The organism is Gluconobacter sp. P1D12_c, assembly GCF_018812105.1.
Lineage (GTDB): Bacteria > Pseudomonadota > Alphaproteobacteria > Acetobacterales > Acetobacteraceae > Gluconobacter > Gluconobacter oxydans_A.
Window position 1 is genome coordinate 13,071 of sequence record NZ_JACSIQ010000003.1, and the last position, 24,421, is coordinate 37,491.

Annotated in this window: 27 protein-coding genes; 14 read left to right on the forward strand and 13 right to left on the reverse strand. The window is 55.7% G+C overall.

What is annotated here, in order from left to right:
• Position 1: 1 nt before the first annotated feature.
• Positions 2 to 427, reverse strand: a complete 426-nt coding sequence (locus KP705_RS03875) for a hypothetical protein (protein WP_215764080.1) — start codon at positions 425 to 427, stop codon at positions 2 to 4.
• 179 nt (positions 428 to 606) lie between these two features.
• On the opposite strand from KP705_RS03875, the gene vapB reads away from it, so the two are divergent.
• The 3 genes from vapB (at position 607) to KP705_RS03890 (ending at position 1,977) form a co-directional block, all read left to right on the forward strand.
• On the forward strand, positions 607 to 831 hold the full coding sequence (gene vapB, locus KP705_RS03880; RefSeq protein ID WP_048852477.1) for a type II toxin-antitoxin system VapB family antitoxin: 225 nt from the start codon (positions 607 to 609) through the stop codon (positions 829 to 831).
• Positions 832 to 1,242 (forward strand): tRNA(fMet)-specific endonuclease VapC, encoded by a 411-nt coding sequence (gene vapC / locus KP705_RS03885; protein ID WP_215764081.1) that lies wholly within the window; start codon positions 832 to 834, stop codon positions 1,240 to 1,242.
• A 375-nt stretch (positions 1,243 to 1,617) separates the two neighbouring features.
• Positions 1,618 to 1,977, forward strand: a complete 360-nt coding sequence (locus tag KP705_RS03890) for an arsenate reductase (protein ID WP_046900840.1) — start codon at positions 1,618 to 1,620, stop codon at positions 1,975 to 1,977.
• A gap of 9 nt (positions 1,978 to 1,986) precedes the next feature.
• On the opposite strand, the gene KP705_RS03895 is transcribed toward KP705_RS03890, so the two are convergent.
• The gene (locus tag KP705_RS03895) at positions 1,987 to 2,892 is read right to left on the reverse strand and encodes a helix-turn-helix domain-containing protein (RefSeq protein WP_046900841.1); all 906 of its coding nucleotides are present in this window, start codon (positions 2,890 to 2,892) and stop codon (positions 1,987 to 1,989) included.
• A 407-nt stretch (positions 2,893 to 3,299) separates the two neighbouring features.
• Between KP705_RS03895 and KP705_RS03900 the strand changes: the two genes are divergently transcribed.
• Positions 3,300 to 5,771: a membrane-bound PQQ-dependent dehydrogenase, glucose/quinate/shikimate family gene (locus KP705_RS03900; protein ID WP_046901016.1), complete on the forward strand. Its 2,472-nt coding sequence runs from the start codon at positions 3,300 to 3,302 to the stop codon at positions 5,769 to 5,771.
• 74 nt (positions 5,772 to 5,845) lie between these two features.
• On the forward strand, positions 5,846 to 6,736 hold the full coding sequence (locus KP705_RS03905; RefSeq protein WP_046900842.1) for a transporter: 891 nt from the start codon (positions 5,846 to 5,848) through the stop codon (positions 6,734 to 6,736).
• A gap of 48 nt (positions 6,737 to 6,784) precedes the next feature.
• On the opposite strand, the gene KP705_RS03910 is transcribed toward KP705_RS03905, so the two are convergent.
• Both KP705_RS03910 and KP705_RS03915 read right to left on the reverse strand, forming a co-directional pair.
• A complete protein-coding gene (locus KP705_RS03910; protein ID WP_215764082.1) occupies positions 6,785 to 7,684 on the reverse strand; it encodes a delta(1)-pyrroline-2-carboxylate reductase family protein in 900 nt (299 codons plus the stop codon).
• A gap of 83 nt (positions 7,685 to 7,767) precedes the next feature.
• Entirely contained in the window at positions 7,768 to 9,243 is a 1,476-nt protein-coding gene (locus KP705_RS03915) for an aminotransferase class V-fold PLP-dependent enzyme (protein ID WP_215764083.1), read from the reverse strand.
• A 112-nt stretch (positions 9,244 to 9,355) separates the two neighbouring features.
• Here KP705_RS03915 and KP705_RS03920 point away from each other — a divergent pair, with 112 nt between their 5' ends.
• The gene (locus KP705_RS03920) at positions 9,356 to 9,817 is read left to right on the forward strand and encodes an Lrp/AsnC family transcriptional regulator (RefSeq protein WP_046900845.1); all 462 of its coding nucleotides are present in this window, start codon (positions 9,356 to 9,358) and stop codon (positions 9,815 to 9,817) included.
• A gap of 25 nt (positions 9,818 to 9,842) precedes the next feature.
• Entirely contained in the window at positions 9,843 to 11,156 is a 1,314-nt protein-coding gene (locus KP705_RS03925) for an amino acid permease (protein WP_215764084.1), read from the forward strand.
• Here the strand turns inward: KP705_RS03925 and KP705_RS03930 are convergent.
• On the reverse strand, positions 11,138 to 11,536 hold the full coding sequence (locus KP705_RS03930; RefSeq protein ID WP_215764085.1) for a DUF4186 domain-containing protein: 399 nt from the start codon (positions 11,534 to 11,536) through the stop codon (positions 11,138 to 11,140). The genes KP705_RS03925 and KP705_RS03930 overlap by 19 nt on opposite strands.
• Before the next feature lie 93 nt (positions 11,537 to 11,629).
• Here KP705_RS03930 and KP705_RS03935 point away from each other — a divergent pair, with 93 nt between their 5' ends.
• The gene (locus KP705_RS03935; RefSeq protein WP_215764086.1) at positions 11,630 to 12,667 is read left to right on the forward strand and encodes an exodeoxyribonuclease VII large subunit; all 1,038 of its coding nucleotides are present in this window, start codon (positions 11,630 to 11,632) and stop codon (positions 12,665 to 12,667) included.
• A 3-nt stretch (positions 12,668 to 12,670) separates the two neighbouring features.
• Here the strand turns inward: KP705_RS03935 and KP705_RS03940 are convergent, their stop codons facing one another.
• Positions 12,671 to 14,113: a glycosyltransferase family 2 protein gene (locus tag KP705_RS03940; protein ID WP_215764087.1), complete on the reverse strand. Its 1,443-nt coding sequence runs from the start codon at positions 14,111 to 14,113 to the stop codon at positions 12,671 to 12,673.
• A gap of 27 nt (positions 14,114 to 14,140) precedes the next feature.
• Positions 14,141 to 14,677, reverse strand: coding sequence for a hypothetical protein (locus KP705_RS03945; protein WP_247648804.1), 537 nt, complete (start codon positions 14,675 to 14,677; stop codon positions 14,141 to 14,143).
• 105 nt (positions 14,678 to 14,782) lie between these two features.
• Here KP705_RS03945 and gap point away from each other — a divergent pair, with 105 nt between their 5' ends.
• Together gap and KP705_RS03955 are read left to right on the forward strand one after the other, a co-directional pair.
• Positions 14,783 to 15,802: a type I glyceraldehyde-3-phosphate dehydrogenase gene (gene gap / locus KP705_RS03950; protein WP_046900851.1), complete on the forward strand. Its 1,020-nt coding sequence runs from the start codon at positions 14,783 to 14,785 to the stop codon at positions 15,800 to 15,802.
• A gap of 3 nt (positions 15,803 to 15,805) precedes the next feature.
• A complete protein-coding gene (locus tag KP705_RS03955; RefSeq protein WP_046900852.1) occupies positions 15,806 to 17,020 on the forward strand; it encodes a phosphoglycerate kinase in 1,215 nt (404 codons plus the stop codon).
• A gap of 49 nt (positions 17,021 to 17,069) precedes the next feature.
• Here KP705_RS03955 and KP705_RS03960 read toward each other — a convergent pair whose 3' ends face one another.
• Together KP705_RS03960 and KP705_RS03965 are read right to left on the reverse strand one after the other, a co-directional pair.
• On the reverse strand, positions 17,070 to 17,258 hold the full coding sequence (locus tag KP705_RS03960; protein ID WP_046900853.1) for a helix-turn-helix transcriptional regulator: 189 nt from the start codon (positions 17,256 to 17,258) through the stop codon (positions 17,070 to 17,072).
• Positions 17,255 to 17,635: a hypothetical protein gene (locus KP705_RS03965; protein ID WP_064275136.1), complete on the reverse strand. Its 381-nt coding sequence runs from the start codon at positions 17,633 to 17,635 to the stop codon at positions 17,255 to 17,257. Before KP705_RS03965 ends, KP705_RS03960 begins: the two co-directional genes overlap by 4 nt.
• A gap of 197 nt (positions 17,636 to 17,832) precedes the next feature.
• Between KP705_RS03965 and KP705_RS03970 the strand changes: the two genes are divergently transcribed.
• Positions 17,833 to 18,285 (forward strand): hypothetical protein, encoded by a 453-nt coding sequence (locus KP705_RS03970; RefSeq protein ID WP_215764088.1) that lies wholly within the window; start codon positions 17,833 to 17,835, stop codon positions 18,283 to 18,285.
• Between the two features lie 4 nt (positions 18,286 to 18,289).
• Here KP705_RS03970 and KP705_RS03975 read toward each other — a convergent pair whose 3' ends face one another.
• From KP705_RS03975 to KP705_RS03985, 3 genes are all read right to left on the reverse strand, one after another.
• Positions 18,290 to 19,726 (reverse strand): glycosyltransferase family 39 protein, encoded by a 1,437-nt coding sequence (locus tag KP705_RS03975; protein WP_215764089.1) that lies wholly within the window; start codon positions 19,724 to 19,726, stop codon positions 18,290 to 18,292.
• A 176-nt stretch (positions 19,727 to 19,902) separates the two neighbouring features.
• Positions 19,903 to 20,796 (reverse strand): RNA polymerase sigma factor RpoH, encoded by an 894-nt coding sequence (gene rpoH, locus KP705_RS03980; protein WP_046900857.1) that lies wholly within the window; start codon positions 20,794 to 20,796, stop codon positions 19,903 to 19,905.
• A 224-nt stretch (positions 20,797 to 21,020) separates the two neighbouring features.
• The gene (locus tag KP705_RS03985) at positions 21,021 to 22,007 is read right to left on the reverse strand and encodes an RluA family pseudouridine synthase (protein ID WP_046900858.1); all 987 of its coding nucleotides are present in this window, start codon (positions 22,005 to 22,007) and stop codon (positions 21,021 to 21,023) included.
• Between KP705_RS03985 and KP705_RS03990 the strand changes: the two genes are divergently transcribed.
• Both KP705_RS03990 and KP705_RS03995 read left to right on the forward strand, forming a co-directional pair.
• Entirely contained in the window at positions 22,006 to 22,374 is a 369-nt protein-coding gene (locus KP705_RS03990; RefSeq protein WP_174694841.1) for a DUF6476 family protein, read from the forward strand. The genes KP705_RS03985 and KP705_RS03990 overlap by 2 nt on opposite strands.
• 68 nt (positions 22,375 to 22,442) lie before the next feature.
• Complete coding sequence (locus KP705_RS03995) at positions 22,443 to 22,919, forward strand: TspO/MBR family protein (RefSeq protein ID WP_046900859.1); 477 nt, start codon at positions 22,443 to 22,445, stop codon at positions 22,917 to 22,919.
• On the opposite strand, the gene KP705_RS04000 is transcribed toward KP705_RS03995, so the two are convergent.
• Positions 22,892 to 23,224: a helix-turn-helix transcriptional regulator gene (locus KP705_RS04000; protein WP_046900860.1), complete on the reverse strand. Its 333-nt coding sequence runs from the start codon at positions 23,222 to 23,224 to the stop codon at positions 22,892 to 22,894. The two genes, KP705_RS03995 and KP705_RS04000, sit on opposite strands and share 28 nt — an antisense overlap.
• A gap of 95 nt (positions 23,225 to 23,319) precedes the next feature.
• Between KP705_RS04000 and KP705_RS04005 the strand changes: the two genes are divergently transcribed.
• Positions 23,320 to 24,393, forward strand: a complete 1,074-nt coding sequence (locus tag KP705_RS04005; protein ID WP_046900861.1) for an alkene reductase — start codon at positions 23,320 to 23,322, stop codon at positions 24,391 to 24,393.
• Positions 24,394 to 24,421: the final 28 nt, after the last annotated feature.

Sequence of the window (24,421 nt, forward strand, 5' to 3'; positions counted from 1 at the left end):
GTCAGGCGAAGGTTCCTTCCGCAAGGCTGCGGGCAAGTCGGGCGATCAGTGCGTCCCTGCCATCGCGAAGCGCTTCCAGAGCTGTCTGACCCGCAAGTTCGGGATGAGATTGCATCAGAAAGCGATAAATGGTCCATCCGCTATCTCCCAGCGCCCCGAAAAGCGCGGGCAGGACAGGGAAGGGCTGTCCCGTCGCATTGATCTGCCAGGCCGGATAGCGCGCTTCTCGTGGTGAGACCCCTGGCAGAACGAGGATAGCATGGGCCTGTTCCAGATCAGGCAGGTCTGAGACCGTCAGGCCAAAACGGTGGGCAAAAACCTCGCCCGTCAGCATGTCCGGACCTGACAGAATGGTGGCTGCCAGGTGGCGACCCCGTTCTTTTGCCCGGGCGAAAGCGTCACTTCGTGTTCGTGGCCTGTCTGTCATGAATGCTGTCTTTTTATCTTTCCGGGAGAGAGGAGAGCGATCCCATCATGGGGCAGGCGGAAGGGTCACTGTATCACCTGTCCGGATTGTATGCATGTGGTGCGGAGGGGCCCGAAAGTACGGGACATCTTTGTTGAAATGGGATATACATGATGCATATCCATGGGGAGTAATATTTGATGCTGACCCGTACGACACTCTTTCTATCCAACCGCTCGCAGGCAGTGCGTCTGCCGAAGATGGTCGCCTTCGGGGAGCAAGTGCGTGACGTCGTCATTGTGTCCGAAGGTTCACGACGGATCATCGCCCCCGCTGACGCAGCGTGGGATGATTTCTTTGCGGCTCCCGGGGTGGATCTGGGGGAGCGGAACCAGCCGGTCATGCAGGAACGTGAGGCGCTCTGAATGCTGCGTTACCTGCTGGATACGAACCTCTGTATCCAGGTATTGCGAGATCGGCCGCAGGGGTTGCGTCCGAGGTTCAACAGCTGTGCGGAGGAACTCTGCATCTCGGACGTGGTTCTATATGAACTGCTTTATGGCGCGGAACGCTCGTCTGATCCCGTGCGCACAAGACGTGAGGTCGAGCACTTTGCGGCAAGGCTGGCGATCCTGCCATTCGACAGTGAAGCGGCCGCCCATACGGCAGACATTCGGGCCGAACTTGAACGGAATGGCCGTATCATAGGTCCATATGACCTCATGATTGCCGGGCATGCCCGGAGCAGAGGGCTGATTGTGGTGACCGGCAATCTGCGAGAATTTCAGCGGGTAGAGGGTCTTCGAACCGAGGACTGGCTGACTGACACGGTCTGATCGAAAGAGGTCACAGCGAGATAGAATATTGATAAAAACGATTGTTTATCAATCGACTATGTCATGCAGCGAGCCTCTCTACGAACCCGCTGACAAGCAGCAGTTTTCTTTGGTTGCAGGCCCCCGCAACCAGAAACACCCTAAAAACCCCGCTAAGTCGCTGACTTGGCGGGGTTTTTTGTTGCGCTCTACCGAACCACACCACAAATCACGCGAGACCCCGAACCACCAATCGGTTGAAAAATATAGCTACAGCTAGAATGCCAGTCAGGTCGTGCCAGAATTAATCACTTTGTTGATGCACAAGAGTATCGAAAATTCATGGTAGTGTAGGGGGCAGAAAGATTGTTAGGCAGCTTATCTGAGGGAAACAGCATGAATAATTCGACCATATTATATGGCATCAAAGCCTGTGACTCTATGAAAAGAGCCCAGCTTTGGTTGACTGATCACAGTATTGATTACGCATTCCATGATTACAAGAAGAGTGCGATCTCAAGGGCGGTTCTTGAAGGCTGGGTCGGTCAGGTTGACTGGGAGATATTGCTCAACAAGGCTGGCACGACGTTTCGCAAGCTGCCACCAGAGCAAAAGGAAGATATGACCCAGGAGAAAGCTATTACCTTGATGCTTGCTCAACCTTCCATGATCAAACGACCTGTTCTGGAACGTGAGGGCAAGATCGTGTGTGTAGGTTTCAAGCCTGCCGAGTACGAAGAGCTATTTGCGAGCTAAACTCCATGCTTACGGCATGAGGTTTAGCATCTTGATTTTGCGATGAAGCGTAGAGCGGCTGATGCCAAGCGTCCGAGCTGCTGCGCTGACATTGCCCTGCGTGGTGGCTAGGGCTGAGCGGATGACATGGACCTCGGCTTTTCGGAAACTCAGCTCATCTTCTGAGTCCAGAAAATTCATCAGAGCAGGTAGATGCTCCAGTTCGCCTTCCGGCCAGTGCATGCGTTCCCGGCTCGCATGCGTGGCACCCTGCACATGCCCATCGGTATTCAGTGCAACCAGCGGTGTTGAACTCGCTGTCGCCAGACCCAGCGTAATGATCGTCTCGTTGGGGAAAAATTCCCGGAACAGCCTTTCTTCGATCTTACGAGCCGTGGTCGTCATGGTCTCCATCAGCAAACCTGCAAATGGCAGGATATCGTTTCCCGCAAAGGAACAGATGTTCAGAACACCTGCCAGTTTTCCACTAGCATTATAAAGAGGGGCCGCAATGCCGGTCAGGCCCCGGAAGCATAGCCGCCAGTGCTGGCTTTGAAGCACCATGACAGGCTTCTTTTCCTGAAGGCATGTTCCGATGCTGTTGGTGCCCGCATTCGCTTCATCCCAGAGTGCACCAGCCTGGAAACCCCACCGACGGCATCCTGTCAGATCGTCACGGCTGGTCTGGCGTGACAGTACAACGCCGTTTGCATCAGCCAGCATTACGGTAAAGCCGAGCGCCATCACCATCGTATGCAGGCGCTCCATTTCTGGCAGGGCATGCTGGATCAGGAGGCGCGTGCGGTTGCTGATAAAACGCAACTCCGGCTGGCTCAGAAGACGTGTTTCCCACCGCTCTGCCGGGTCAAGGTTATAGCTGGTGGAGCACCGGATCCATGACTCGGACAGACCGGTCTGTGGCGTAATGCCGGTCATGAGTGTCTCTCGATTTTCAGATGTGTCTCAGAACTGCGACAGGTGGCGACGATGTAGTCACAATCGGGTGAAAGAGATCCGATCATGGATAGCGTCGCGCGGGATGTGGAAGGAACAAGGCAGTCAGAGTGCGTGACTGACTGGTGCCCGTGTCTTTCAAACGAAAGTTTCGTCCACCGGTAGCTCTCACCTTTCTGTTGTAACGCTCTTGGCGAGGGGTTGGATGCATGGATGAGAAACAAGCTTTTCAAGACAATCATCCGGCCGGCAGGGAAAGACCTGCGCAGCAGTTTTCTGCCCTCGCACAGTCATATGGGGGACGGATCATATCCTGCTCCTTAAGCGATTAAGAGAGACAAAATATTTCAGAAAAAGTGGTTTTCCATATTTTTGAAAAACGAGGTGTCATGTCTTCTTCTCTCCAGAGGGTGCTGTCTCCAGTAACCTCTATCCTGCTCGCGCTTGTTGGGCTGTTCCTGCTGGGTGGGGGCGGTTATCTGCTCGTGCTCGGTGGGTCCTGGTTCTATGCGCTGGCTGGTCTCGTCATGCTTGCGGCGGCTGCCGTCAGTTTGAGGAACCCGTCTCAGGCAGGCCGTATTTATGCAGGTCTGCTGCTGGTTGCCACGATCTGGTCTGTTGTTGAAGTTGGCTTCAACATCTGGGGGCTGGAAGTTCGTCTGTTCACTCTGGTTGGCATTGCCTGCTGGATGCTTCTGCCGTGGATTTGGCGCTCCAATGCGTCCTGGGCTGCGGACAAGCGGGAACTGGCTGGTTCTGCTGCCATCGCCGTTGTGGCGATCGTTGCAAGCTGCTTCACCTCCTATTCCATCAATGGCACGCTCCCGGCCGAGCGTATGGCTGCATCTGGCCAGGTTGACGAGACCGGCAAGGGCACGCCCGCAGCCGACTGGCCTGCTTATGGCCGGACGGTCGGCGGTGATCGTTACAGCCCGCTGGGTCAGATCACGCCTGCCAACATCAGCAACCTGAAGCGCGCCTGGGTTACCCAGACGGGTGACGTCCAGAAGGCTGACGAAGGCGTCGTTGCTGGTCCGGATCAGGGCCACGAGTTCAACCTCGAGGTTACCCCGATCAAGGTTGATGACACGCTCTACCTTTGCACGCCGCATAACTGGGTCATGGCCCTTGATGCCGCAACGGGTAAGGTGAAGTGGAAGTTCGATCCGAAGCCTGCTGCTGAAGATCTGGCCGCCAACGTCTATCTCGCCTGCCGCGGCGTCTCCTATTACAAGGCTCCGGACGACTATACCGCTCCTGATGGCTCCAAGGCCTGCCAGAAGCGTATCTTCTCCCCGGTTGGTGACGTTCGTCTCCTTGCTGTCGATGCTGAAACAGGCAAGCCCTGCGAAGATTTCGGCGAGCACGGCTTCATCTCTCTGCGCCAGTATCTTGGTCATGTGCCGCATGGCTTCCACTTCGTGACGTCTCCGCCGCTGGTGGTGAAGGATCGTGTGGTTCTTGGTGGCTGGATTTTTGATAACCAGGCGAACTTCGAGCCGTCCGGTGCAATCCGTGCGTTCAACCCGATCTCCGGTGAGATTGAGTGGGCCTGGGATGCCGGTCACAACCCGGAAAACTGGAAGCCCGGCCCGAACGACGAGCTGACGCGTGACACCCCGAATGCATGGGGCGTTTACACGGCAGATGAGAACCTCGGCCTGCTTTACCTGCCGATGGGTAACTCCCCGCCGGATAACTGGGGTGGTTCACGCCGTCCGTTCGACGATGCAACCTCCAGTGCAACGATTGCTCTCGATATCGAAACCGGTGAGCGTCGCTGGACCTTCCAGACCGTGCATCATGATCTGTGGGACATGGATCTGGCCATTGGCCCGTCGATGGTTGATCTGCCAGGCCCGAACGGTGAAACCGTCCCGGCTCTGATCCAGACCACGAAGCGCGGTGAGTTCTTCGTTCTGGACCGTCGCACAGGCAAGCCTGTTCCGGGTTACCCGGTTGAGGAACGTCCGGTTCCAACTGCTGGCGTTGCTGCAGACGACCATGTGTCTCCGACGCAGCCGTTTGCTGTTGGTCTGCCGTCTCTGACGCCGCCTGACCTGAAGGAAAGCGACATGTGGGGCGCGACGCTGCTGGATCAGATGATCTGCCGCATCCAGTTCCGTCAGTCCGCTTATGAAGGTCAGTTCACGCCGCCGCATGTTGGCAAGACGACGATCGTCTATCCGGCATTCTATGGTGTGGTTGACTGGCAGGGTGCGTCCATCGACCCGCAGCGCAAGCTGCTGATCGCCAACGCCAGCTACCTGCCGTTCCGCATCCGTCTGGAGAAGCGTAACCACGCTGAAACCAGTGGTATCCTGCCGAAGTGGGATGGCAAGGGTGACAAGCCGGAAGCCAAGGGCGATGCGCTTAGTGTCTCTCCTGACTACGGTACGCCTTACATCGCTTACACCAGCCCGTGGCTGAATCCGCTTCAGATCCCTTGCAAGGGGCCAGTCTGGGGTACGATCACCGCTATCGATCTGGTGACAAAGAAAATTGTCTGGCAGCACCCGGTTGGTACGACGCGCGACACCGGTCCTTTCCGGACGCACAACAACCTTCCGCTTCCGACCGGCATGTACAACATCGGTGGCAGTGTCATCACCAAGGGTGGCGTATCCTTTATGGGTGCGACAGCTGACGATTACCTGCGTGCCTTTGATGTTTCGACCGGTAAGGTTATCTGGCGTGACCGTCTGCCGGCTGGTGGACAGGCAACCCCGATGTCTTATCAAATTGGCGGGAAGCAATATGTTTTGATTGCCGCTGGTGGTCATGGGGGCCTTGGCACCCGCAGCGGTGACTATATCATCGCTTACACGATTGACGGACAGCAGGGCGCAGCCGCGCACTGATCTGGCCTTATTACTACTGGAGCGCTTTCTTTACTGGAGGCGCTCCAGTTTCTTCTTCTACGGAAATAAAAGTCATGGTTCGCAAAATCTGGTCCGGAGGGTGTCTCCGGGCCCTGAGTATCCTATTGCCCGCGTCATCCCTTCTGCCAGCAGTTGCGGTCCATGCAGCCGATATTCCACTGGCTATCATTGGTCCGCATGAATACGACCTGCCGGTCGATTTCAAACCGTTCAACGTGCTCGTGCAGTACGGAGATGGGAATGTGGCGGGAAACACTTATGACAGTGGTGGCCGCCGTCAGCCCACGGGGGGAAGCCACACCTGGGCGGGTATGACGAAGTACGTGCACTTCCGCAGCTTCGACGCTCTGCCCCATGTCGGTTTTGCGTTCGAAGTTATTCAGTCGGAAAGCTTCGTGCTTGCGCAGGGCAAAGACTACGGCGGCCTTGGTCCTACAATCGTGGGCCCTGCCGTCTGGTTCAAGCCGAATGCTCACAGCACCTTCGGTATCCAGACCTTCATGCAAACCCCGGTTGGCACACGGGATGCGTTGTCCCCGAGCTACTGGTCAAACCTGTCCAGCTTCATGTTCGATTATGAATGGAAGCATTTCAGCTTCGATGGGGATCTGGGTGCAATTGTAGCATCCACGAAGCACAAGACAGGCGAGCACAGCTATTCGCCCGGGACGGTCTTTCATTCCAACCTGCGTTTCAGCTGGAAAGCGAGCAAGATTGTTGAGCCGTTCTTTGCATTCGACTGGCAGAACACAGCCGGAATGCGGGACAACACTGCCAACAGTTGGGTCAGTGAATCCAGTGGGCGTGAAGTCGCACTGGGTGTGGGCGCCATGGTCAATATTTCCAAGCGCGTCTCATTAACCGGGCGGTATTCCCATTCGGTCGATGGCAGAAACGTGCCTGAGACCAATGCGTATTACATGAAGCTGGTCTATCTCTGGTAAAGATGGCTTATCCCGTCTGAGCAGTATTCTCGGACGGGGTGCCGCCTCCTAGAGGCCTAGCGTTTGTCGGGCGAGGCGACACGCTGCCAGATCCCATGCAGCACAGCCGACACTCTTAAAAAATACCGGACCTTCCGGTTTTTCTCTGCCGGATAGGTAAGCGGCTAGAGGTTGGACCTCTTCCCAGTCTTTCCCTGCCTGAATGATATCTCCCGCCTCTGACGGTGCACCAACGGGATCATCCACAATACAGGTACTTCCGTTGACGATGGCTGGACCAATTTCAATCATTTCCGGTCGATAAGCCCCCACACCAATAATCAGCCGCGTAGACTTTGGCGGCGCGTCGTACAGAACACTTTGGCTGCTGGTCACGGTGATGACTACGTCTGGGTCGCAGGTTTCGTCATCATTGCGAAGCCTAAGGGCAGGGTATGCGTCGCTTCCTGTCAGAGGGGCTACGCTCTCACGGGAGCGGCCACGAATATAAACCGTACGGCCCGGATAAAGCACATTCAGCGCTTCCAGATGAGCTTTGGCCTGTACGCCGGTACCAATGAGAAGAACCGTTTCCAGAGTGTCTGGGCGAAAGCAGTCCAACCCCAGCATGGAGATGGCAGCGGTGCGTCGCTCTGTCGTGGCAACGCCGTCCAATGCGAACAGAAACTGCCCATCAACAGCATCCATGCACATGACTTGTCCCTGAATAGCAGGAAGGCTGCGTGCGGAGTTGCCGGAATAAAGGGTCAGAAGTTTTGTCGTGAGAATATCAGGCGCACACGCGACCATGGACATGACCGTCCCGGAGCGATCAAGCGTTGGCACAACCATGCGTTCAGGGCAGGAAATTTGCCCAGCATGATAGTCCTGAGCTGCTTTCCGAAGTGTCTCCACAAGAGCGGGAAAGGGGAGCAGTTTTCGCGTTTCGGCGGCGGTCAAAGTCTTCATGGAGCATCTTCCTGCTGTTGTCCGGAAGATGCCCTGTTTTGGTTTGAAGATGAAGGGACGGCGAGAGAGCGTCCGTGTCTGAGTTAAGCAGCCGCTTTTGGACGGAACCGGGCTGTCGAGATGTCGCATTCGTAAGCGGCTGCGACCGAATGCGGGTCGAGCGCCAGATCATCGACAGCATCGAGAATGCGTTCGACTTTGGCATCATCCATCAGCACGCTGAAATTCAGGCGTGTCCAGCCGGGCTTCTCGATTTCCTGCCCAGACAGAATGGCCTGACGAATTGCATCCGAGGCCGCTTCGTCAATGTCGAGCAGGCGATGGGCGTACGGTCCTGCACAAGCGCATCCGCCACGCACCTGAATGCCATAGCGGTCCGACAGCATGCGCGTGAAAAGCTGCTGGTGGATGAAGCCACCTGTGCTTTCGTCCCGGACCTGGAAGGAGAAGATGGGCAGGGCTTCAGCTGTGGCGTGACCAAGAATGCGGATATTCGGGTTTTTGCTCCAACGGGCAACAGCGCGGGCGCGAAGCTCCGCATTGCGGTCGCTCATGAAAGTCTGGCCGATGACGTCCTTGACGATAAAGGCCAGTGCCGCGCGGATGTCTCCCACCACGTCTGGTGTTCCACTCTCTTCGAGAGCTGCAAGGCTCGTGGTGTAGTCATGGTTCCAGGGGGAAACGAACCGTACTGTTCCTCCGCCTGGGAGAACCGGGCCGCATCGCGTCACGACGTCATTGCGGACGATCAGGACGCCTGAGGCTGCCGGGCCACCGATAAACTTGTGACAGGACACCGCCACGGCATCTTTTTCGAAAGGCGTGCCCGGCTTCATGTCGATGGGAAGATACGGAGCGGCACCGGCATAATCCCAGATCGCCAGAGCACCGTGCTTTTTCAGAAGTTCCGTTACGGCATCTACATCCGTCATGATGCCGGTGACGTTTGATGCTGCGGAGAAAGAGCCGACTTTCAGGCGGCCTTCGTCGCAGGTGGTCAATGCCTGTTCAAGAATGGCAAGATCTGGACCACCATTCTCGGCTTCCGGGATCTCGATGATCTCGGCGCCACTTTCCCGCCAGGGGAGGATGTTGGAGTGGTGCTCGTACGGGCCAATGAAAACGATCGGACGATTTCCAGCAGCACAGCGGGCAGGGATTTCCAGCAGATGTACGAGACGGTTCAGGCCTGCCGTGGCGCCGTTACCCATGAAAATGGTCGTGAAACGATCCTTGGGGGCATGACAAAGGCGAGCAATCGCATCACGCGCCGCATTACGCATTCGCGTCATGTATGCCCCGCACAAAGACGCTTCAGTATGGCTGTTGGCGTAGTAGGGAAGAACTTCGTTCATGACGAATGTCTCAACCTGAACAAGCGCACGGCCTGAAGCGACATAGTCTGCATAAAGAAGCGACTGAACACCAAACGGGCTCATGAACTTCGTGCCGTCTCCAAGGACGCCCTTGCGGAGGGCGTCGCGACCACCTGCACGGAGCATTTTCTCAAATTGCTCAAGCGCTGTTGCACTGTTGTCGAGACTGCCGATCGTTTCCATGATGCCCTGTCCTCTTACCTGATCTCGTCAGAGGAAAATATCTCAATGGTGGATAGGAAACTGTCTCTTTCTTGTAGACGAAAACCGGTTTTTTGTTGTCATTTACATCATTATGAGCAGAATTATCGATCAAACGGACCGTGCCATCCTTCGCATTCTCCAGAAGCAGGGGACCCCGTCGCAGCGTGAACTGGCCGAACAGGTTGGCCTTTCCCAGAATGCCTGCTGGCGGCGCCTGAACGCCCTGCGGGAAAGTGGAATCATCAGCCACGATACCGTCCGTCTCAACGCTCAGGCGCTTGGCCTGACATTGACGGTTTTTGTGCTGATGAGGACGCGTCATCATTCACACGAATGGTTTGAAACGTTCCGCAAAGTGGTCGTTTCGATCCCAAACATCGTTGATTTTTACCGGATTGCCGGTGAGTATGATTATCTTCTCAAGGTCGTGGCATGCGACATGAACGATTTCGATCGTGTCTACCAGCAGATCATCAGCAAGGTCGAGCTGGATGCCATCACCTCATACATGACCATGGAAACCCTGGCAGATAACAGGGATCTTCCAGTCTGACACAGACCACGGACAAGGACACTTCATGACCCAGACAGATCAGCTCGCCCAAAGTCTCCGGACGAGACATGTTGTCATGATTGCCTTGGGCGGGGTGATTGGTGCTGGTTTTTTCATCGGCTGCTCGGCTGCCCTGTCGATGGGTGGACCGGCCGTCATCGTGTCATATGTTCTGGCGGGACTTCTGGTCTGGCTTGTGAATGGCATGATGCGAGACCTTGCTTCACAGACACCCGGGCGTGCGTCATTTCTCGGACAGATCCGCCATGCTCTTGGGGATCGCTTTGGTTTCGTCGCGGGCTGGACCTACTGGCTGACCTGGGTGACGGTCATTGGCGTTGAAGCCATTGCCGTAACATCCATGCTCACGCCATATATCCCAGTTCCTTACGCCGTTTTGGAACTGCTCGTTCTGGGCGTTATGACCGCCATTAATCTCCTGTCCGTCAAAGGGTATGGGGAGTTCGAGTACTGGTTTTCAGCCATCAAAGTGGCCGCTATCGTACTTTTCATCGGAATTGGTATCTGGGCATTTGGTGCACATTCCATTCCCGTGCAGGAAAACCTGTTTTCGCACGGGGGTGTCATGCCTCACGGATTGATGGCACTTCTTGCTGTTATTCCGACAGTGCTGTTCTCAATGGGTGGTAGCGAGATTGCGACGGTGGCCGCGGTCGAGTCCGACAACACGGAAGTGAACATTGCCCGTGCAACACGGACCATCCCCCTTCGTATTGGTGGCTTCTACCTTGTGACCATCTCGATGATTCTGTGCCTGGTGCCCTGGAGTGACATCGTACCTGGACAGTCACCATTTTTGTTGGTTCTGAACCGGTTTCATGTGCCTTTCGCCGGGTTGGCAATGGGCATTGTCATCCTCGTAGCGGCCCTTTCCAGCCTGAACTCCGGGATTTACGTCACCTCGCGCATCCTGTTCGAACTGGCTGAACAGGGAGATGCTCCTGCGGTCTTTCTGGCGGTTGAGCCTAAAACGCAGCTTCCCCGTCGCGCGCTTCTCGCCAGTGTTGGAAGTGCCATTCTGGTTGCGGTAACGGCCGTTCTGTCGCCGGGCGTCATTTTTGCTGTTCTTGTCAGCCTGACCGGCGGATTTATGCTTTTTAATAACGCCCTGCTTGTTCTGGGACGGTTAAAGCTCATGCCCCAGAAGGCCGTTGGGGCTTACGTGGCGCTTGCGCTGATTGCCCTTGCAATCATTGCCATGATGATTCAGGCGGAAACCCGTTCGCAAATCGAAATGGGTGCTTTTGCAATTGTTGTTATTCTGCTGGCGGAGCGATTTCTGCCACGAGGTAAGAAAATTCAGAACAACACACCCTGAGCTGGCGTACTGGGAACATCTGTCCCCATGTCCTTTAGAATCCAGGCTCGTAACACGGCAAGAATTGCCTCTTGATCTTCGCTGGTCAGAGGCCTTCCTACGGCAATACCATGCCATTTCGCGAGACACCCCCGGCAGCATGAGCCCGTTGCATGCTGTGCGATGAAGACCGGATGCCCTCGCATCGGCGTCTGCTTTCCGTCCTGTGCTGGCCATGCAGGTGCCAGACGATCCCGGATGAAAGCAGCACCATGTTCCATGACAGCATTCAGGCCGCGGCTTTCCAGGTAGAGGCGAGCCTGTTCATCCAGATGAAACCGTGCCCGAAAACTGGACTTTTGAAGTCGGAGGAGAAGATCCTGAGGAGCAGAACCGGTCAAGACGGACCAACCTTCTGAAAATACATAAAAAAATGCTGTGAGGGCTGCTGCACCCTCTGTGAGAACATCTGTTCTTACTCCATATGGTGCGGCATGGACGCTTTTCCGAGACGCACCCGAACTGATTCTTCAGCCAGTGATATGGCTGCCATGCCAGTCCTGTCACCGCTTCAGGTTCAGGATCTGTTCACGGCCCGGCTGGATAAGATTTGTGCCCACTTCGAAGAGTGGGGTTTCCCGCTTGCGGTTGAGGGGCAGTTGGGTGATGTCGCGCCTAACGCATACAAGAAATATTATCAGCTTCCTTTGGTCGATCCGCAGCTCGGGACGTCCATTTCGCTGGAAGCGACCAAGCTGGTTCTGGCGGCAGCAGATGTGCGTGCTGGAGATCATGTCCGTGTGACAGGATTTTTGCGCGCCCGTCATCTGCGGGGACAGGTTGCCCTCCGGTTTGAAGTGCTCACCGTTGAACCACACGATCCCGTCCGTCAGAAAGTGGACCGGGCAGAGCGATCTCTGCTGGATGTTCTGAGAGGATTGAGCTGGCAGTTTCAGCCTTACCCTGACCGCAGAGACGCCCGACTGCTTCTCATTCATTCTGCGTCCTCCAGCGCACTAGTCTCGGAAGATTTCCTTCAGGCGCTTGGAGGCGGCTGGCGTTCAGAGCGTATCCGCGCACTTCCTGTAGCCATGACCGATCCGCACCGTATCGCCGATGCCATAGGCACGTGCCGGGAAGATATTATGGTTCTAATCCGTGGCGGCGGAGATGTTTCCGACTTCACAGTGTTTGAGCATCCGTTGGTGCTGGAGGCGCTCTCCAACTGTGTGGCACATCGTGTTCTGGGCGTTGGGCATACTGCCAATCGGACGTTGGCGGAACGGCTGGTGGATCATTCCGCAACGACGCCCGCTGATGCGGGCCATTATATTCGCAGAATGAGCGGGCGTGTCTGGCAGCGACAGGAAGAAGAGCGTGCGCAACAGGAAGAAATTGTCGCGCTGCGGGAAAGTGCAACGTCTATGGCAGCGATCCCCGCAGGGCTCCCACTTGGAGCCCGTCTGAGGAATGGCCTGATCCTGCTGGCCTTGGGGGCGCTAGCTGGTCTGATACTGTCACGTATTCTCTGAAAGTCAGAGGAACGTTTGCAATTCTGGTACAGCGTTTCCCATATCTTTCCGTCCCATTTCAGAGAGTAGGGCTATCACACGCGCTACATCTCTCAATGCGCAGTGGGGATGACGGATAAACCATGCACAGAATCCCTTGAAAGACAGGCCTCCCGGTGTGTCGACAGCCGGAAGCGCAGGTAGATCCAGAAGGATTTTCTCTTCGGTCGGCACGAATTGGAACTGGGTCTCGCCAAACCCGCTATCGCCCGCGAAAACGAATGTGTCAGCGTCAATCCAGCGTATTTTCAGAACAGGCCGAAGAAGAGATGGGTCCGTCAGTTGAACTGGATGTCCATTGAGAGACGAAAGCATCAGGATTTCAGGATGGCTATCCTGATAAATGCCGACCAATTTGTCTGTCGTTTTTATATTTGGGTCGCTGGAAAAGCGGGGAGATCCATCTGCTCCTACGACCAGAAAATCGCCTGTTACATCTTGGATGAAGCAAGCCCGTGTGCGCGTTGGGAAAGGGGCACTCTGAGGCGTTAGAAGGAGCTGCTCTTCGGCGGATGGCCGGATACGATGGAAGGAAAACTGCTCATGCTGACCATGGTCTGGCATGGAGCTTCCTGCATCCGGTAGCTCAGAGAGTGCCAGGGAGGGCTTTTGCGTCAGGTTTTGAAGAAGATTTTCCAATCCACGATAGGCCTGAGTATCCATGAGATCGTGCCAGATCATGGAGACTTCAGGCAGTCGTCGTCTTGGGGATAGATCTTCCTCATCCCGGCAGAAATAATGATCTGCAAGATGATGAGGCATATCTGGATCTCCTGCCCAGACATAATGAAGAATGCGCGCTCCTTTCCATGAGACGGCGACACCAGGGCCGATCCGATCGACTGGCGTGCCATCCGGATGGACGATGCGTTCAGGGGATAGGTCCGGAGACAGGACGTCTATCGAAGTTGGGAGTTTTTTCGTCCGGACAAGCAGACGGGCCATCCGGTTGTCAGGGAAAGTGACGGCACTCCGATAGGGTGACGCCTGAATGACAGAAGGGGCCGGAACAGGCTTGAGGGGCTTTCCGTAGATGCACCAGTTGATGGCGATGGCGTCAGCGTCTCCCGCTGTTGCCAGTAGGTGCTCCAGCGTTGTGTCCGGATCTAGAAATTCATCAACGTCCAGAACCAGGAGCCAATCCTGTTCCTGACCCACCAGACGAGCCGCTTCGGCCGTTAAGGTCTTGCGGAGCTCTTCAGGAGAGAGTTCATCGTCGCCGGTGAACTCATGAAATTCAATAGGACCAACATGTTCAGCTGTGAGTGCAACAGCCTGCGTCTCGTCTGTGGAGCCTGCATCGAGAACGAGAATACGATCGAAACCGAGTGTCAGATGCCACAGCAGCCACTCCTTCAGGAGAGGAGCGGCATTATGGGTCAGGACGGCACAGGCTGCACTTGGCATAAAGTGATGTTTCCGTGGAGTCTGGTTTTAGCGAACATCCACGCGGATCAGCGGACGCTGGACCGATGGATCGGTAAGGGCGTGCATCTCGATCTGGATAGGCTGGGCACCGGCCGCGCTGATCCTGTGAGCGACAGGCTCCAGATCCGTCTGTGTAGCCTCCGTCATGGCTTTGGTTTGTGCGGCCGGATCAGACTGAAGCGGGACCAGAAGCCTGACGATAAAGAGGACATTTTCCTTGCGGGCCAACGCTGACTGAACAGCCCGATCCACGACAGGGCCGTATTCGGATTCCGGAGTCCCGCCTTCGATTTGCAGGAATGGCGGTTTCGCTTTCGGGGCGGGGGGCGGTGGCGGGATATACGGCTGAGGCGGTTTGCCTGCCTGCGGGTTGAACGTGCGCTGATCAACCAGTTTGCAGCCCGCGAGCAGGGGCGTAGCCAGCAGGATGCAGCCTGCCAGAGAGAGAGCGCGTGGAGCCATGATGCCTCGGGGCGAACGAAAATGTCGGACAAATGCAGCCATATTGCGCGGGACCGTCGCAGGAACGGAGGGTTTCGGCAAGATTAAGCGCATCAAGTTCATGAAAAACTATGCCAACCCCCTGTTGCTTCGCTGTGGCGGTGCTATGGAAGAAGCCCTTTCGTCAGAATAGCGGAGTAGGCAGGCATGGCGGTAAAAATCGCAATCAACGGTTTCGGACGTATCGGACGTCTCGTTCTGCGCGGCATCATTGAGAGCGGTCGTACGGACGTTGAGGTCGTAGCCATCAACGATCTTGGTTCGGTCGAAGCAAACGCACACCTTCTGGCCTATGACAGCGTTCATGGCCGCCTGCCGGGCAAGGTCCGCGCTGAAGGCAATACGCTCATCATTGAAGCAAACGGCCGTACTTACGGTCCGATTACCGTTTCTGCCGAGCGTGATCCGTCCAAGGTTCCATTCGAAGGCATCGATGTTGCCATGGAATGTACGGGTCTCTTCACCACGCGTGAAAAGGCCGCTGCCCTGCTGGAAGCTGGCGCAAAGCGCGTCATCGTCTCTGCTCCTGCAACGGATGTGGATGCCACCATTGTTTTCGGTGTGAACGATGACGTTCTGACGCCGGACATGAAGGTCATTTCCAACGCATCCTGCACCACGAACTGCCTGGCTCCTGTCGCTTACGTTCTGGACGAAGCGTTCGGCATCGAGCGCGGCTACATGGTCACGATTCACTCCTACACCGGTGACCAGCGCACGGTGGACACCCTGCACAAGGATCCCCGTCGTGCTCGCGCTGCGGCTCTGAACATGATCCCGACGTCCACGGGTGCTGCCAAGGCTGTTGGTCTGGTTCTGCCGCACCTGAAGGGCAAGCTGGATGGCACGGCGATCCGCGTCCCGACGCCGAACGTTTCTCTTGTCTCGCTCGACTTCGTGCCGAAGACCGTTCCTGCTTCTGCTGAAGCCGTGAACGAAGCGATCCGCGCTGCATCCGAAGGCAAGCTCAAGGGCGTTCTGGACTATAACACGGCGCCGCTGGTCAGCACGGATTTCAATCACTCCCCTGCGTCTTCCACGTTCGATGCAACACAGACGGCGCTGGTCGATGGCGGCCAGCTCGTTCGTATCTGCGCCTGGTATGATAATGAGTGGGGTTTCTCCAACCGCATGGCCGACACGGCTGCTGCTTTCGGGAGCCTCTGACCCATGGTTTTCCGCACGCTCGACACCCTGGAGGCACGCGGCAAGCGCGTGCTCGTCCGGGCTGATCTGAACGTGCCGATGCATGACGGCGTCATCACTGACGCCACGCGCATCGAGCGCGTTGCCCCGACCATCAATGAGCTTGCCGGTAAGGGCGCGCGCGTTGTGGTCCTCAGCCATTTCGACCGCCCGAAGGGCAAGGTCGTTCCTGGCATGTCCCTGCGTCCGATTGCTGAAAAGCTTGGGGAAGTTCTGGGCAAGCCTGTTGGCTTCGTTCCGGAATGCGTAGGCCCGACTGTTGAAGCCGCTGTTGCGGCTCTCAATGATGGGGAAGTGCTGGTTCTGGAAAACACGCGCTTTCATGCGGGTGAAGAAGCCAACGATCCGGAATTCGCCAAGGCGATTGCGCAGAATGGCGATATTTTCGTCAATGATGCCTTCTCGGCAGCGCATCGCGCCCATGCGTCTACCGAAGGTGTGGCGCACGATCTTCCGTCTTTCGCCGGGCGGTTGATGCAGGCTGAGCTATCCGCTCTGTCGGCGGCTCTAGAGAATCCGGAGCGTCCGGTTGGTGCCATCATCGGTGGCTCCAAGATCTCCACGAAGCTGGATCTGATTGGCAATGTCATCGCGAAGGTGGACACACTGTTCATCACTGGTGCCATGGCCAACACGTTCCTGGCGGCAGAAGGTATGAATGTCGGCAAGTCCCTTCAGGAAGCGGACATGCACGAAACAGCTCGCAAGATTGCGCATCTGGCGCAGGAAAAGGGCTGTGAAATCATTCTGCCAGTGGATGCCGTTGTGGCTCGCGAGTTCAAGGCCGGTGCAGAAACCGAAACCTGCCTGATTGGCGAAGTGCCAGCCGACGCCATGATCCTTGATGCTGGTCCGCGCACTGTTGCGCTGATCAACGAACGTCTGGCTACGTTGAAAACGCTGGTCTGGAACGGTCCACTCGGGGCGTTTGAGATCGAGCCGTTTGATCGTGCAACGGTTGAGGTTGCACAGGAAGCTGCTCGCCTGACACAGGAAGGCAAGCTTCGCACTGTGGCAGGAGGTGGAGACACCGTTTCCGCGCTGCGTCATGCTGGGGTTGCTGGCCAGATGAGCTATGTCTCCACGGCGGGTGGTGCGTTCCTGGAGTGGCTGGAAGGAAAAATCCTTCCGGGCATCGAGGTGCTTCGCACAACCGGACACCAGCTTGGTCTGGACTGAGTTCTGAAAAAGCGGGGAGGGCAATCTCCCCGCTTTTTTTATGGTCGGTTTACGGGAAGAAAATTTCCTCAATACTGCGGCCAAAAAGCTGTGAAATTGTGAACGCCAACGGCAGGCTCGGGTCGTAACGCCCTTTTTCAATGGCGTTGACTGTCTGCCTTGAAACCGCCAGCTCTGCTGCCAGATCGGCCTGGCTCCAGCTTCGTTCTGCCCGAAGTTCCTTGAGGCAGTTGTTCATCGATAGCGCCTTTGAGCGACAACGCCACCGACCCACCAGAGGGTTCCCATGACCGGCCAGACTGCAAAGGCTCTGAGCTTTGGTAACCCGGCACTTTCGGCAAAGCCCCAGCCAAAGGTCAGTAGAGCGGTTCCCAAAAATGATATTGCAATGGCATCCAACTGAATCCGACGTTGTAATTCATCCATTCGCCAGATTGCACGCATGATGACCCATGCCGCTGTGACCGCTCCCACCATAGGTGTGAGTGCCAGTATTATTCTTGTTAAAGGTGCCGGGTGGAGTGCCTGTTGCAGATAATTGGCCCCGAACAGCAGCGCGAGATATAGCGCGAGCGCGCTACCGAGTTCGATGAGATATTGCCGACCATACAGCATGTCTAAGCCCTCCTACTGTAAAGCAGGCTTTACTTTTTGGGCTGGAATGTCAAGTAAGCTTTAGAAAATGCTCGTTTCAGACGCTTGGGAGGATCACGTTTTGTGACGTCACGAAACTTTCTAACTTTTTCAATTGTAATTTGAGGCTTCGACCCACCACACTGCTTTCAGCTCCCTGTCGTGCTGGAAACCGCCTGATGCGCCTTCTGCCTATGCTGATGAAGTCTTTTCCACTGCTTGCTCTGGCAGTAGGGACATGTGGTGCATTGGCTGCAGAGCCTGTGCAGCCAGTTTCGGCGGCAAAGAAGCCATTCTCAGCGTTTACGCATCCTTTCAACGCCTCGCTGTCCCAGGAAGTATCGGCTGACCCGCGGCAAGGGGCGGCCCTAATGCGCGGTCTGGACCATCATCGGGCAGAAGTTGTGGCTCAGCAAATGACCTCGGGCTTCGGTGCGGCTCCAGTCCCAGATGAGAATATTGAAGGCCCTCAGGATTCAGCGCAGCCTGACGCCTATGTGAAGCCCGATTTCTTTTCCAATAAAGTTGGTGAAATCAACGATGCTGCTGCGGAAAATCATCCCGATCAGCATCGTAAAGGCGGCGGCGCAATGGCGGGCGGCCTAGCTTTGGCCGTGCCTCTCTCCCAGTAACAAGTTACCTATGTCGGTAGATGTAGAGTGAGTTACTTACGCTTGTGAAGCGATATACTGGCGTGTAGTCTGCTTTGATAGCCTTAAAGACCTCACGCCGTGCCGCAATATTTTCCCGTAAGGGAGAGGCATCTTCCGTGACGATATATTCAGGTTTTCTGGCAAGAACTTTATCGAGTTCCTGAAGAACATTCATCCCGGTCGCATGGGCTTCAACTGCTGTGTTGAAATGGCCCGGGAAAGGATGGTTGGTCAAAGTGCACCAATAAGGTGTGTCATACAGGGCAGGTGGTCCCTGATAAACAAAAACACAGCCCGGTTTTTGTTTGAAGACATCCAACATGGCCTGAAAATTTCGCTGATCGCCGTCGTTTATGCGGTGTCTGTGCAGACTAAGCTGTCCGACAATTGAGACGACGCAAAGAAGACCAATGAGCCATACCCGGCCGGCTTTCCAGGTCCAGAGCGATACGCAGGCCAGAGCTAGCGGAGCATAAAGCGGCAAAATGTAATGAGGATACCATCCCCCAAATGCGATGACTCCCAAACAGGCAGCTCCGGCCCAGAGTATGAGAAAGACATAATGGGCAGGCCATGATCGCGCACGTGCGATCAGTATCGTGGCTATTAATCCTGGCAGGAGAGGAAGAGCCGCTTTCAGTATTTGAATTTCTAGGTGGTGCACTTCTCCGTCTGGAAAATGACCTCGCAGGAAAATGGAATCCAGGTTGGCGAAAATCCATGCTCCTGGATGCCCGATCATGACATAGAAGAAAAAAGCAAGAAATGTAGGAAGAAGGCCGATAAGGTCCAGAAGACCAGTGTCTTTCAAGGCCTCGGAGACGGATCGGGAAATTAGATACTGCCTGACGACATAGTAAATTCCAACGAACGCCCCTTCAAAGACGACAGTGTATTTTATCTGCATGGCGAGGCCGAACAGAAATATGGCGAAAAGGGCTGTTTTTCTTCGAATTTTTCCATCGGGCTGCAGAAGATCATGCAAAACAAGAGCGATGGCGGCTGTTACGAGGAAATTATAGAAAATCGGGGTCTGACCTCCTTCTCCCCGTGAGAGATTGAGGAGGGCTGGATAGAGCAAGGCTGAAAGGAAAGCAGCTGTCGTGGAAGCGATGGTTTTCCCCATGCGAAACAGAAGCCAGGCCGTACCCCAGACGGCAATCACCGCGCCGAACTGATAGGCGAAAATTCTGTAAGGGCCGAAAAGGTGGAAAAATGCGTAAAGCAGAAATATTCCAACCGGTTTTCTGTCCCAGAACTGAAGGTAGGGAAGATCTCCATGAAGAATTCTACCGCCTCCGAAGAGATAAAATTCCTCGTCAGAATAGATGAGAGGATTTCCAAATGTCTGCGTTCTGCAGAGTATGATAAAAAATAATAAACTTAAATTTAATAAAAATTCGTTTCGATTTTTGGTCACAGGAAAATTTTCTGGTTATATTTTTACAAGACTTCATTCCATTACAGGTTAATCGTGTATTATATTGTAATAAACTAGTTATTTCTATTTTTGATCAATTTCTTAACGAGCCAATAGAAACAAAAAAAGCTGCCAGAAATATATCTGGCAGCTTTTCTGAAGAGCATTTTGTCTGTTCAGGCCTGAAGGCCATTCTCCCGACGACGAAGCTCAACTTCGGCCGACATGGCCTTCTGAAGCTTCTCCATGGCGCGTGCTTCAATCTGACGGATCCGCTCACGTGACACGTTGTAGTGGTGAGAAAGATCTTCCAGCGTAGATGGCTCTTCCTTGAGGCGACGCTCGGCCAGAATGTGACGTTCGCGCTCATTCAGGGTCATCATGGCCTGATCGAGAAGAGCTTTACGACCGCTGAACTCTTCGGACGCCGCGTAAGTCTGCTCCTGGTTTTCATTGTCGTCCACCAGCCAGTCCTGCCACTCGCCTTCGCCATCAATACGCAGGGGCGCATTCAGGCTATGGTCCGGGGCAGCGAGACGCTGGTTCATAGACACCACGTCCTGTTCCGGAACGCCGAGCGTGGTGGCAATGGAATTCACCTGCTCGGGCTTCAGATCACCATCATCAATCGCCTGCATCTGCCCTTTCAGGCGACGGAGATTGAAGAACAGTTTTTTCTGCGAAGCTGTCGTACCGATTTTAACCAGTGACCAGCTGTGCAGAATATACTCCTGCATGGCGGCACGGATCCACCACATGGCGTAGGTTGCAAGGCGGAAGCCGCGCTCCGGGTCGAAGCGGCGGACAGCCTGCATCATACCGATGTTGCCCTCACTGATGAGCTCATTCACCGGGAGGCCATAGCCGCGATAGCCCATGGCAATCTTGGCCACGAGACGAAGGTGAGACGTCACCAGGCGGTGTGCCGCACTGGTGTCTTCATTCTTGCGCCAGGCACGGGAGAGATCGAGCTCTTCCTGCGGCGTCAGAAGGGGGAATTTGCGGATTTCCTGGAGATAACGGGTCAGGTTGTTTTCAGGACCCACGGAGATGACAGCTGGAGATGCCATGGTCTTCGATTCCTTTCGCCCGGGGGTGTGCCTGGCTCGATGAGGAGTAGACTCATACGAACTGGCAGAGGCAAAGTTCCTCACACCCAGGTGACGCATTGGGAAGGACTATCACGTCCCCAGCCGCTTACCCCCAGATTGGGCAGTGCACGGTGGTACGATCCGTTCCGGCGGCGCGTCAGCTCGTCGGATAAGTGAGTTTATGACAGGTGGAACCGAAAAGGTCAAGAACTTTCAGAGGTTGAGCCTGTCAGGCGCATTTTCAAGGTCTGGAAGTCTTCAGGAGGCGCAGTTTCGAAAGAAAGTGGCTTTTTTGTCCTGGGATGAATGAAGCCGAGTCGGGCGGCATGGAGAGCCTGGCGTGGGAAATCGAGAGCCGCTTCTTTCGCATCCTGAGGTAAACCGCGGGCTGCGGCCGGAATACGACGCAGATATACGGGGTCTCCGAGCAGAGGGTGTCCTGCCTGTGAGAGATGAACACGAATCTGGTGGGTTCGCCCCGTGGCCAGTTTGCACTCGATCAAAGAGACGCTTGCATGGATCGGCTCCAGAAGTTTGAAACGCGTGAGAGCGGTTTTTCCGCCTGACTGAACGACCGCCATGCGCTTGCGATCTTTCTTGTCCCGCCCGATGGCACCGTCAAATTCGCCGGATGAGGGCAGTAGACCCCAGGCAAGGGCCATGTAAGCACGATCTATGTCGCGCGCAGCGAATGCTTCCGACAGGGCGTTATGAGCCATGGCATTCTTGGCCACCACCATCAGGCCTGATGTGTCCTTATCGAGCCGGTGTACGATTCCGGGGCGTTTCTCCCCACCAATGCCTTCAAACCCTTCGCCGCAATGTCCGAGAAGGGCGTTGACCAGAGTGCCGGTTTCGTTGCCGGGCGCAGGATGGGTCACAAGACCGGCCTGCTTATCCAGAACGATCAGGTCCCGGTCTTCATATAAGATCGTCAGGGGCAGATTTTCCGCCAGGGGACGAGCCGGAAGTGGAGTAGGGAACGAAAGCACAAGCTCCATCCCGTCACGGAGTGTATCGGCGGGCTCATTGACGATCTGGCCGTTGCGGGTCAGATGACCCTCTTCGATCAGGGTCTTGACCCGGGAGCGGGAAATCGTGCCGATGGCGTCAGCAAGGGCGCGATCAACGCGTTGGCCGGCCAGGCTGGCATCAACAACAAGACGGAACGGGGTTTCAGGATCTGACATGAATCAGGGTTTAGCCGAGGATCAAGCGGGCAGCGAGTCAGGCACACCGAAAGCGCTGCTCGGCGCCGTCATTATCATGGGGGTTATGATCGTCGCCGGGGTGGCGGTCATGATTGGTGTGATCGCACATCGCGTTATGCATCCGCATCATGATGTCAGTATTTCTGCGCCGCCATCCGGGTCGTCGACGCGCCTTGCGTTGCCCTTGGGAGAGGGGGAACATATTACGGCTGTAACCGCACGGCCGGACGGCATGATGGCTGTAACATTAGGGCGCCCGGGCGCTGAACGCGTTCTTTTGTGGAGCCCTGAGGCAGGTCGCGTCATGGCAGAACTCGATTTCGGCGTGCCTCCCAGCGCCCCGTAAGGTCTTCCGGCTGAACATTCCAGTTCCTGATGCGTTGTTACTGACAAGATCATATCAGGACAGACATCATGGGACGCATTATTGACGCCGCTCTGGCTGCTGGAACGGTTTTCGGAGCTCAATATCTTGGCCGGGAGATCAGCCCGGCCGAAGATGGCTCAACCCGGCGCTGGTATCACCATCTGAACAAGCCAGATTTCTCGCCGCCAGCCCCTGTGTATGCCGTGGTCTGGACCCTTCTGGACGGCCTGCTGGCATGGTCTGGGTATCGTCTTCTGCGAGCTGAACGTTCCTGCGCACGGACCGCAGCACTTTGGCTCTGGGCTATCTGTGTTGCTGGCGTAGCTGGCTTTCCGTTCGCAGTTTTCCGGAAGCGGCGTCTGGATGCAGGATTGGCGATCTGCATTGGTCTGGTCGTGACATCAGGCGCGTCGATCTGGACGGCAAAAAAAGCTGATCCGTCCGCCGCTAAGCTTCAGATCCCGTTTTTCGTGTGGCTGACGTTCGCGGTGTTTGTTCAGGAAGAAGTCTGGCGCCGCAACTGAGTGGCGTCTGCCCCACCGAGGATTGATTGCATCAGCCCGGGAAAGCGTTCTTCAAGTTCCTGAAGGCGGAGGGAATTATGGTGCTGCACGCCTTCAATTCGGGTGTGCAGAACCCCGCTTTCTCGCAAAACCTGAAAATGATGGGACATGCTGGACTTCGGGCGTGCCCCGATCAGGGCGGCACAATTCGCCTCGCCCAGAACATATAGACGCTGAACAATGTCCAGACGCACGGGATCAGCCAGAGCCCTGAGGACCGTAATCAGATCGAGCTTTTTCAGATCGGGCGAGTCATGGCACGGCATACGGCGTCTTATCCCTTCCTTGAAGAATTGACGCAACACTTCTATAGTTCGATCGTTATCGAACTATAGAAGTTTCGATCAGGGAGTACCCTTTCATGCCCGATCTTTTTGATCCCATTGAACTTGGTGGATTTTCGGCAAAAAACCGCATTTTCATGTCTCCCCTCACGAGAGCGCGTGCGGGCCGGGACGCTGTTCCAACAGCGATCATGGCAAAGTATTACGCGCAGAGAGCGGAGGCCGGCCTCATCATCACAGAGGCAACAGGCATCTCCCGCGAAGGTCTGGGCTGGCCCTACGCGCCGGGCATCTGGTCAGACGAGCAGGTTGAGGCGTGGAAGCCAATCACGAAGGCTGTCCATGACAGGGGTGGGCGGATTGTCTGCCAGCTCTGGCATATGGGCCGGATGGTACATTCATCCGTTACGGGCCTGCAGCCGGTTGCACCTTCAGCCACCACGGCGCCCGGTCAGTCTCACACCTATGATGGTAAGCAGCCTTATGAAGAGGCGCGCGCGCTGAGACTGGACGAAATTCCCCGTATTCTGGCGGAATATGAGCGTGCGTCTCAAAATGCGATCAAAGCAGGCTTTGATGGCATTCAGCTTCACGCGGCCAATGGCTATCTGATTGACGAATTCCTGAAAGATGGAACCAATCATCGGACAGATGAGTATGGCGGATCGCCTGAGAATAGAATCCGGCTTCTCTCTCAGGTAACGGAACGGATCATCTCGACCATTGGTGGAGAGAGAACTGGCGTTAGGCTCTCTCCGAATGGTGACACGCAGGGGTGCCTTGATTCCGCGCCGGAAACCGTCTTCGTACCGGCGGCTGCCGAGCTGGAGCGTCTGGGTGTGGCGTGGCTTGAACTGCGTGAACCTGGGCCGAACGGGACATTTGGCAAGACGGATCAACCGCCGGTTTCTCCGCAAATTCGGAAGGTGTTTCGACGTCCGCTGGTGTTGAACCAGGATTACACGTTTGAAAGCGCTCAGGATGCTATCCGTGAAGGGCGGGCCGATGCCATTGCCTTTGGGCGCAAATTTATTTCAAACCCGGACCTGCCGACACGCTTTGCACAAGGGCTGCCGCTTCAGGCCGATGATATGGCGACGTGGTACAGCCGCGGGGAGCATGGATATACGGATTACGCGTTCGCTGAGTAATTCTGAAAAAGCCGGGACGACATGTCGT

Excerpts from the sequence above, each read along its gene's own strand:
- KP705_RS03940 (WP_215764087.1), bottom strand. The coding sequence starts at position 14,113 with ATGCCAAGTGCAGCCTGTGCCGTCCTGACCCATAATGCCGCTCCTCTC.
- KP705_RS04000 (WP_046900860.1), bottom strand. The coding sequence starts at position 23,224 with ATGCCGTGCCATGACTCGCCCGATCTGAAAAAGCTCGATCTGATTACG.
- KP705_RS03915 (WP_215764083.1), bottom strand. The coding sequence starts at position 9,243 with ATGGAAACGATCGGCAGTCTCGACAACAGTGCAACAGCGCTTGAGCAA.
- KP705_RS03955 (WP_046900852.1), top strand. The coding sequence starts at position 15,806 with ATGGTTTTCCGCACGCTCGACACCCTGGAGGCACGCGGCAAGCGCGTG.
- rpoH (WP_046900857.1), bottom strand. The coding sequence starts at position 20,796 with ATGGCATCTCCAGCTGTCATCTCCGTGGGTCCTGAAAACAACCTGACC.
- KP705_RS04005 (WP_046900861.1), top strand. The coding sequence starts at position 23,320 with ATGCCCGATCTTTTTGATCCCATTGAACTTGGTGGATTTTCGGCAAAA.
- gap (WP_046900851.1), top strand. The coding sequence starts at position 14,783 with ATGGCGGTAAAAATCGCAATCAACGGTTTCGGACGTATCGGACGTCTC.
- KP705_RS03965 (WP_064275136.1), bottom strand. The coding sequence starts at position 17,635 with ATGCTGTATGGTCGGCAATATCTCATCGAACTCGGTAGCGCGCTCGCG.
- KP705_RS03905 (WP_046900842.1), top strand. The coding sequence starts at position 5,846 with ATGGTTCGCAAAATCTGGTCCGGAGGGTGTCTCCGGGCCCTGAGTATC.
- vapB (WP_048852477.1), top strand. The coding sequence starts at position 607 with ATGCTGACCCGTACGACACTCTTTCTATCCAACCGCTCGCAGGCAGTG.
- KP705_RS03920 (WP_046900845.1), top strand. The coding sequence starts at position 9,356 with ATGAGCAGAATTATCGATCAAACGGACCGTGCCATCCTTCGCATTCTC.
- KP705_RS03890 (WP_046900840.1), top strand. The coding sequence starts at position 1,618 with ATGAATAATTCGACCATATTATATGGCATCAAAGCCTGTGACTCTATG.
- KP705_RS03910 (WP_215764082.1), bottom strand. The coding sequence starts at position 7,684 with ATGAAGACTTTGACCGCCGCCGAAACGCGAAAACTGCTCCCCTTTCCC.
- KP705_RS03935 (WP_215764086.1), top strand. The coding sequence starts at position 11,630 with ATGGACGCTTTTCCGAGACGCACCCGAACTGATTCTTCAGCCAGTGAT.
- vapC (WP_215764081.1), top strand. The coding sequence starts at position 832 with ATGCTGCGTTACCTGCTGGATACGAACCTCTGTATCCAGGTATTGCGA.
- KP705_RS03995 (WP_046900859.1), top strand. The coding sequence starts at position 22,443 with ATGGGACGCATTATTGACGCCGCTCTGGCTGCTGGAACGGTTTTCGGA.
- KP705_RS03895 (WP_046900841.1), bottom strand. The coding sequence starts at position 2,892 with ATGACCGGCATTACGCCACAGACCGGTCTGTCCGAGTCATGGATCCGG.
- KP705_RS03875 (WP_215764080.1), bottom strand. The coding sequence starts at position 427 with ATGACAGACAGGCCACGAACACGAAGTGACGCTTTCGCCCGGGCAAAA.
- KP705_RS03960 (WP_046900853.1), bottom strand. The coding sequence starts at position 17,258 with ATGAACAACTGCCTCAAGGAACTTCGGGCAGAACGAAGCTGGAGCCAG.
- KP705_RS03900 (WP_046901016.1), top strand. The coding sequence starts at position 3,300 with ATGTCTTCTTCTCTCCAGAGGGTGCTGTCTCCAGTAACCTCTATCCTG.
- KP705_RS03925 (WP_215764084.1), top strand. The coding sequence starts at position 9,843 with ATGACCCAGACAGATCAGCTCGCCCAAAGTCTCCGGACGAGACATGTT.
- KP705_RS03985 (WP_046900858.1), bottom strand. The coding sequence starts at position 22,007 with ATGTCAGATCCTGAAACCCCGTTCCGTCTTGTTGTTGATGCCAGCCTG.
- KP705_RS03970 (WP_215764088.1), top strand. The coding sequence starts at position 17,833 with ATGCGCCTTCTGCCTATGCTGATGAAGTCTTTTCCACTGCTTGCTCTG.
- KP705_RS03990 (WP_174694841.1), top strand. The coding sequence starts at position 22,006 with ATGAATCAGGGTTTAGCCGAGGATCAAGCGGGCAGCGAGTCAGGCACA.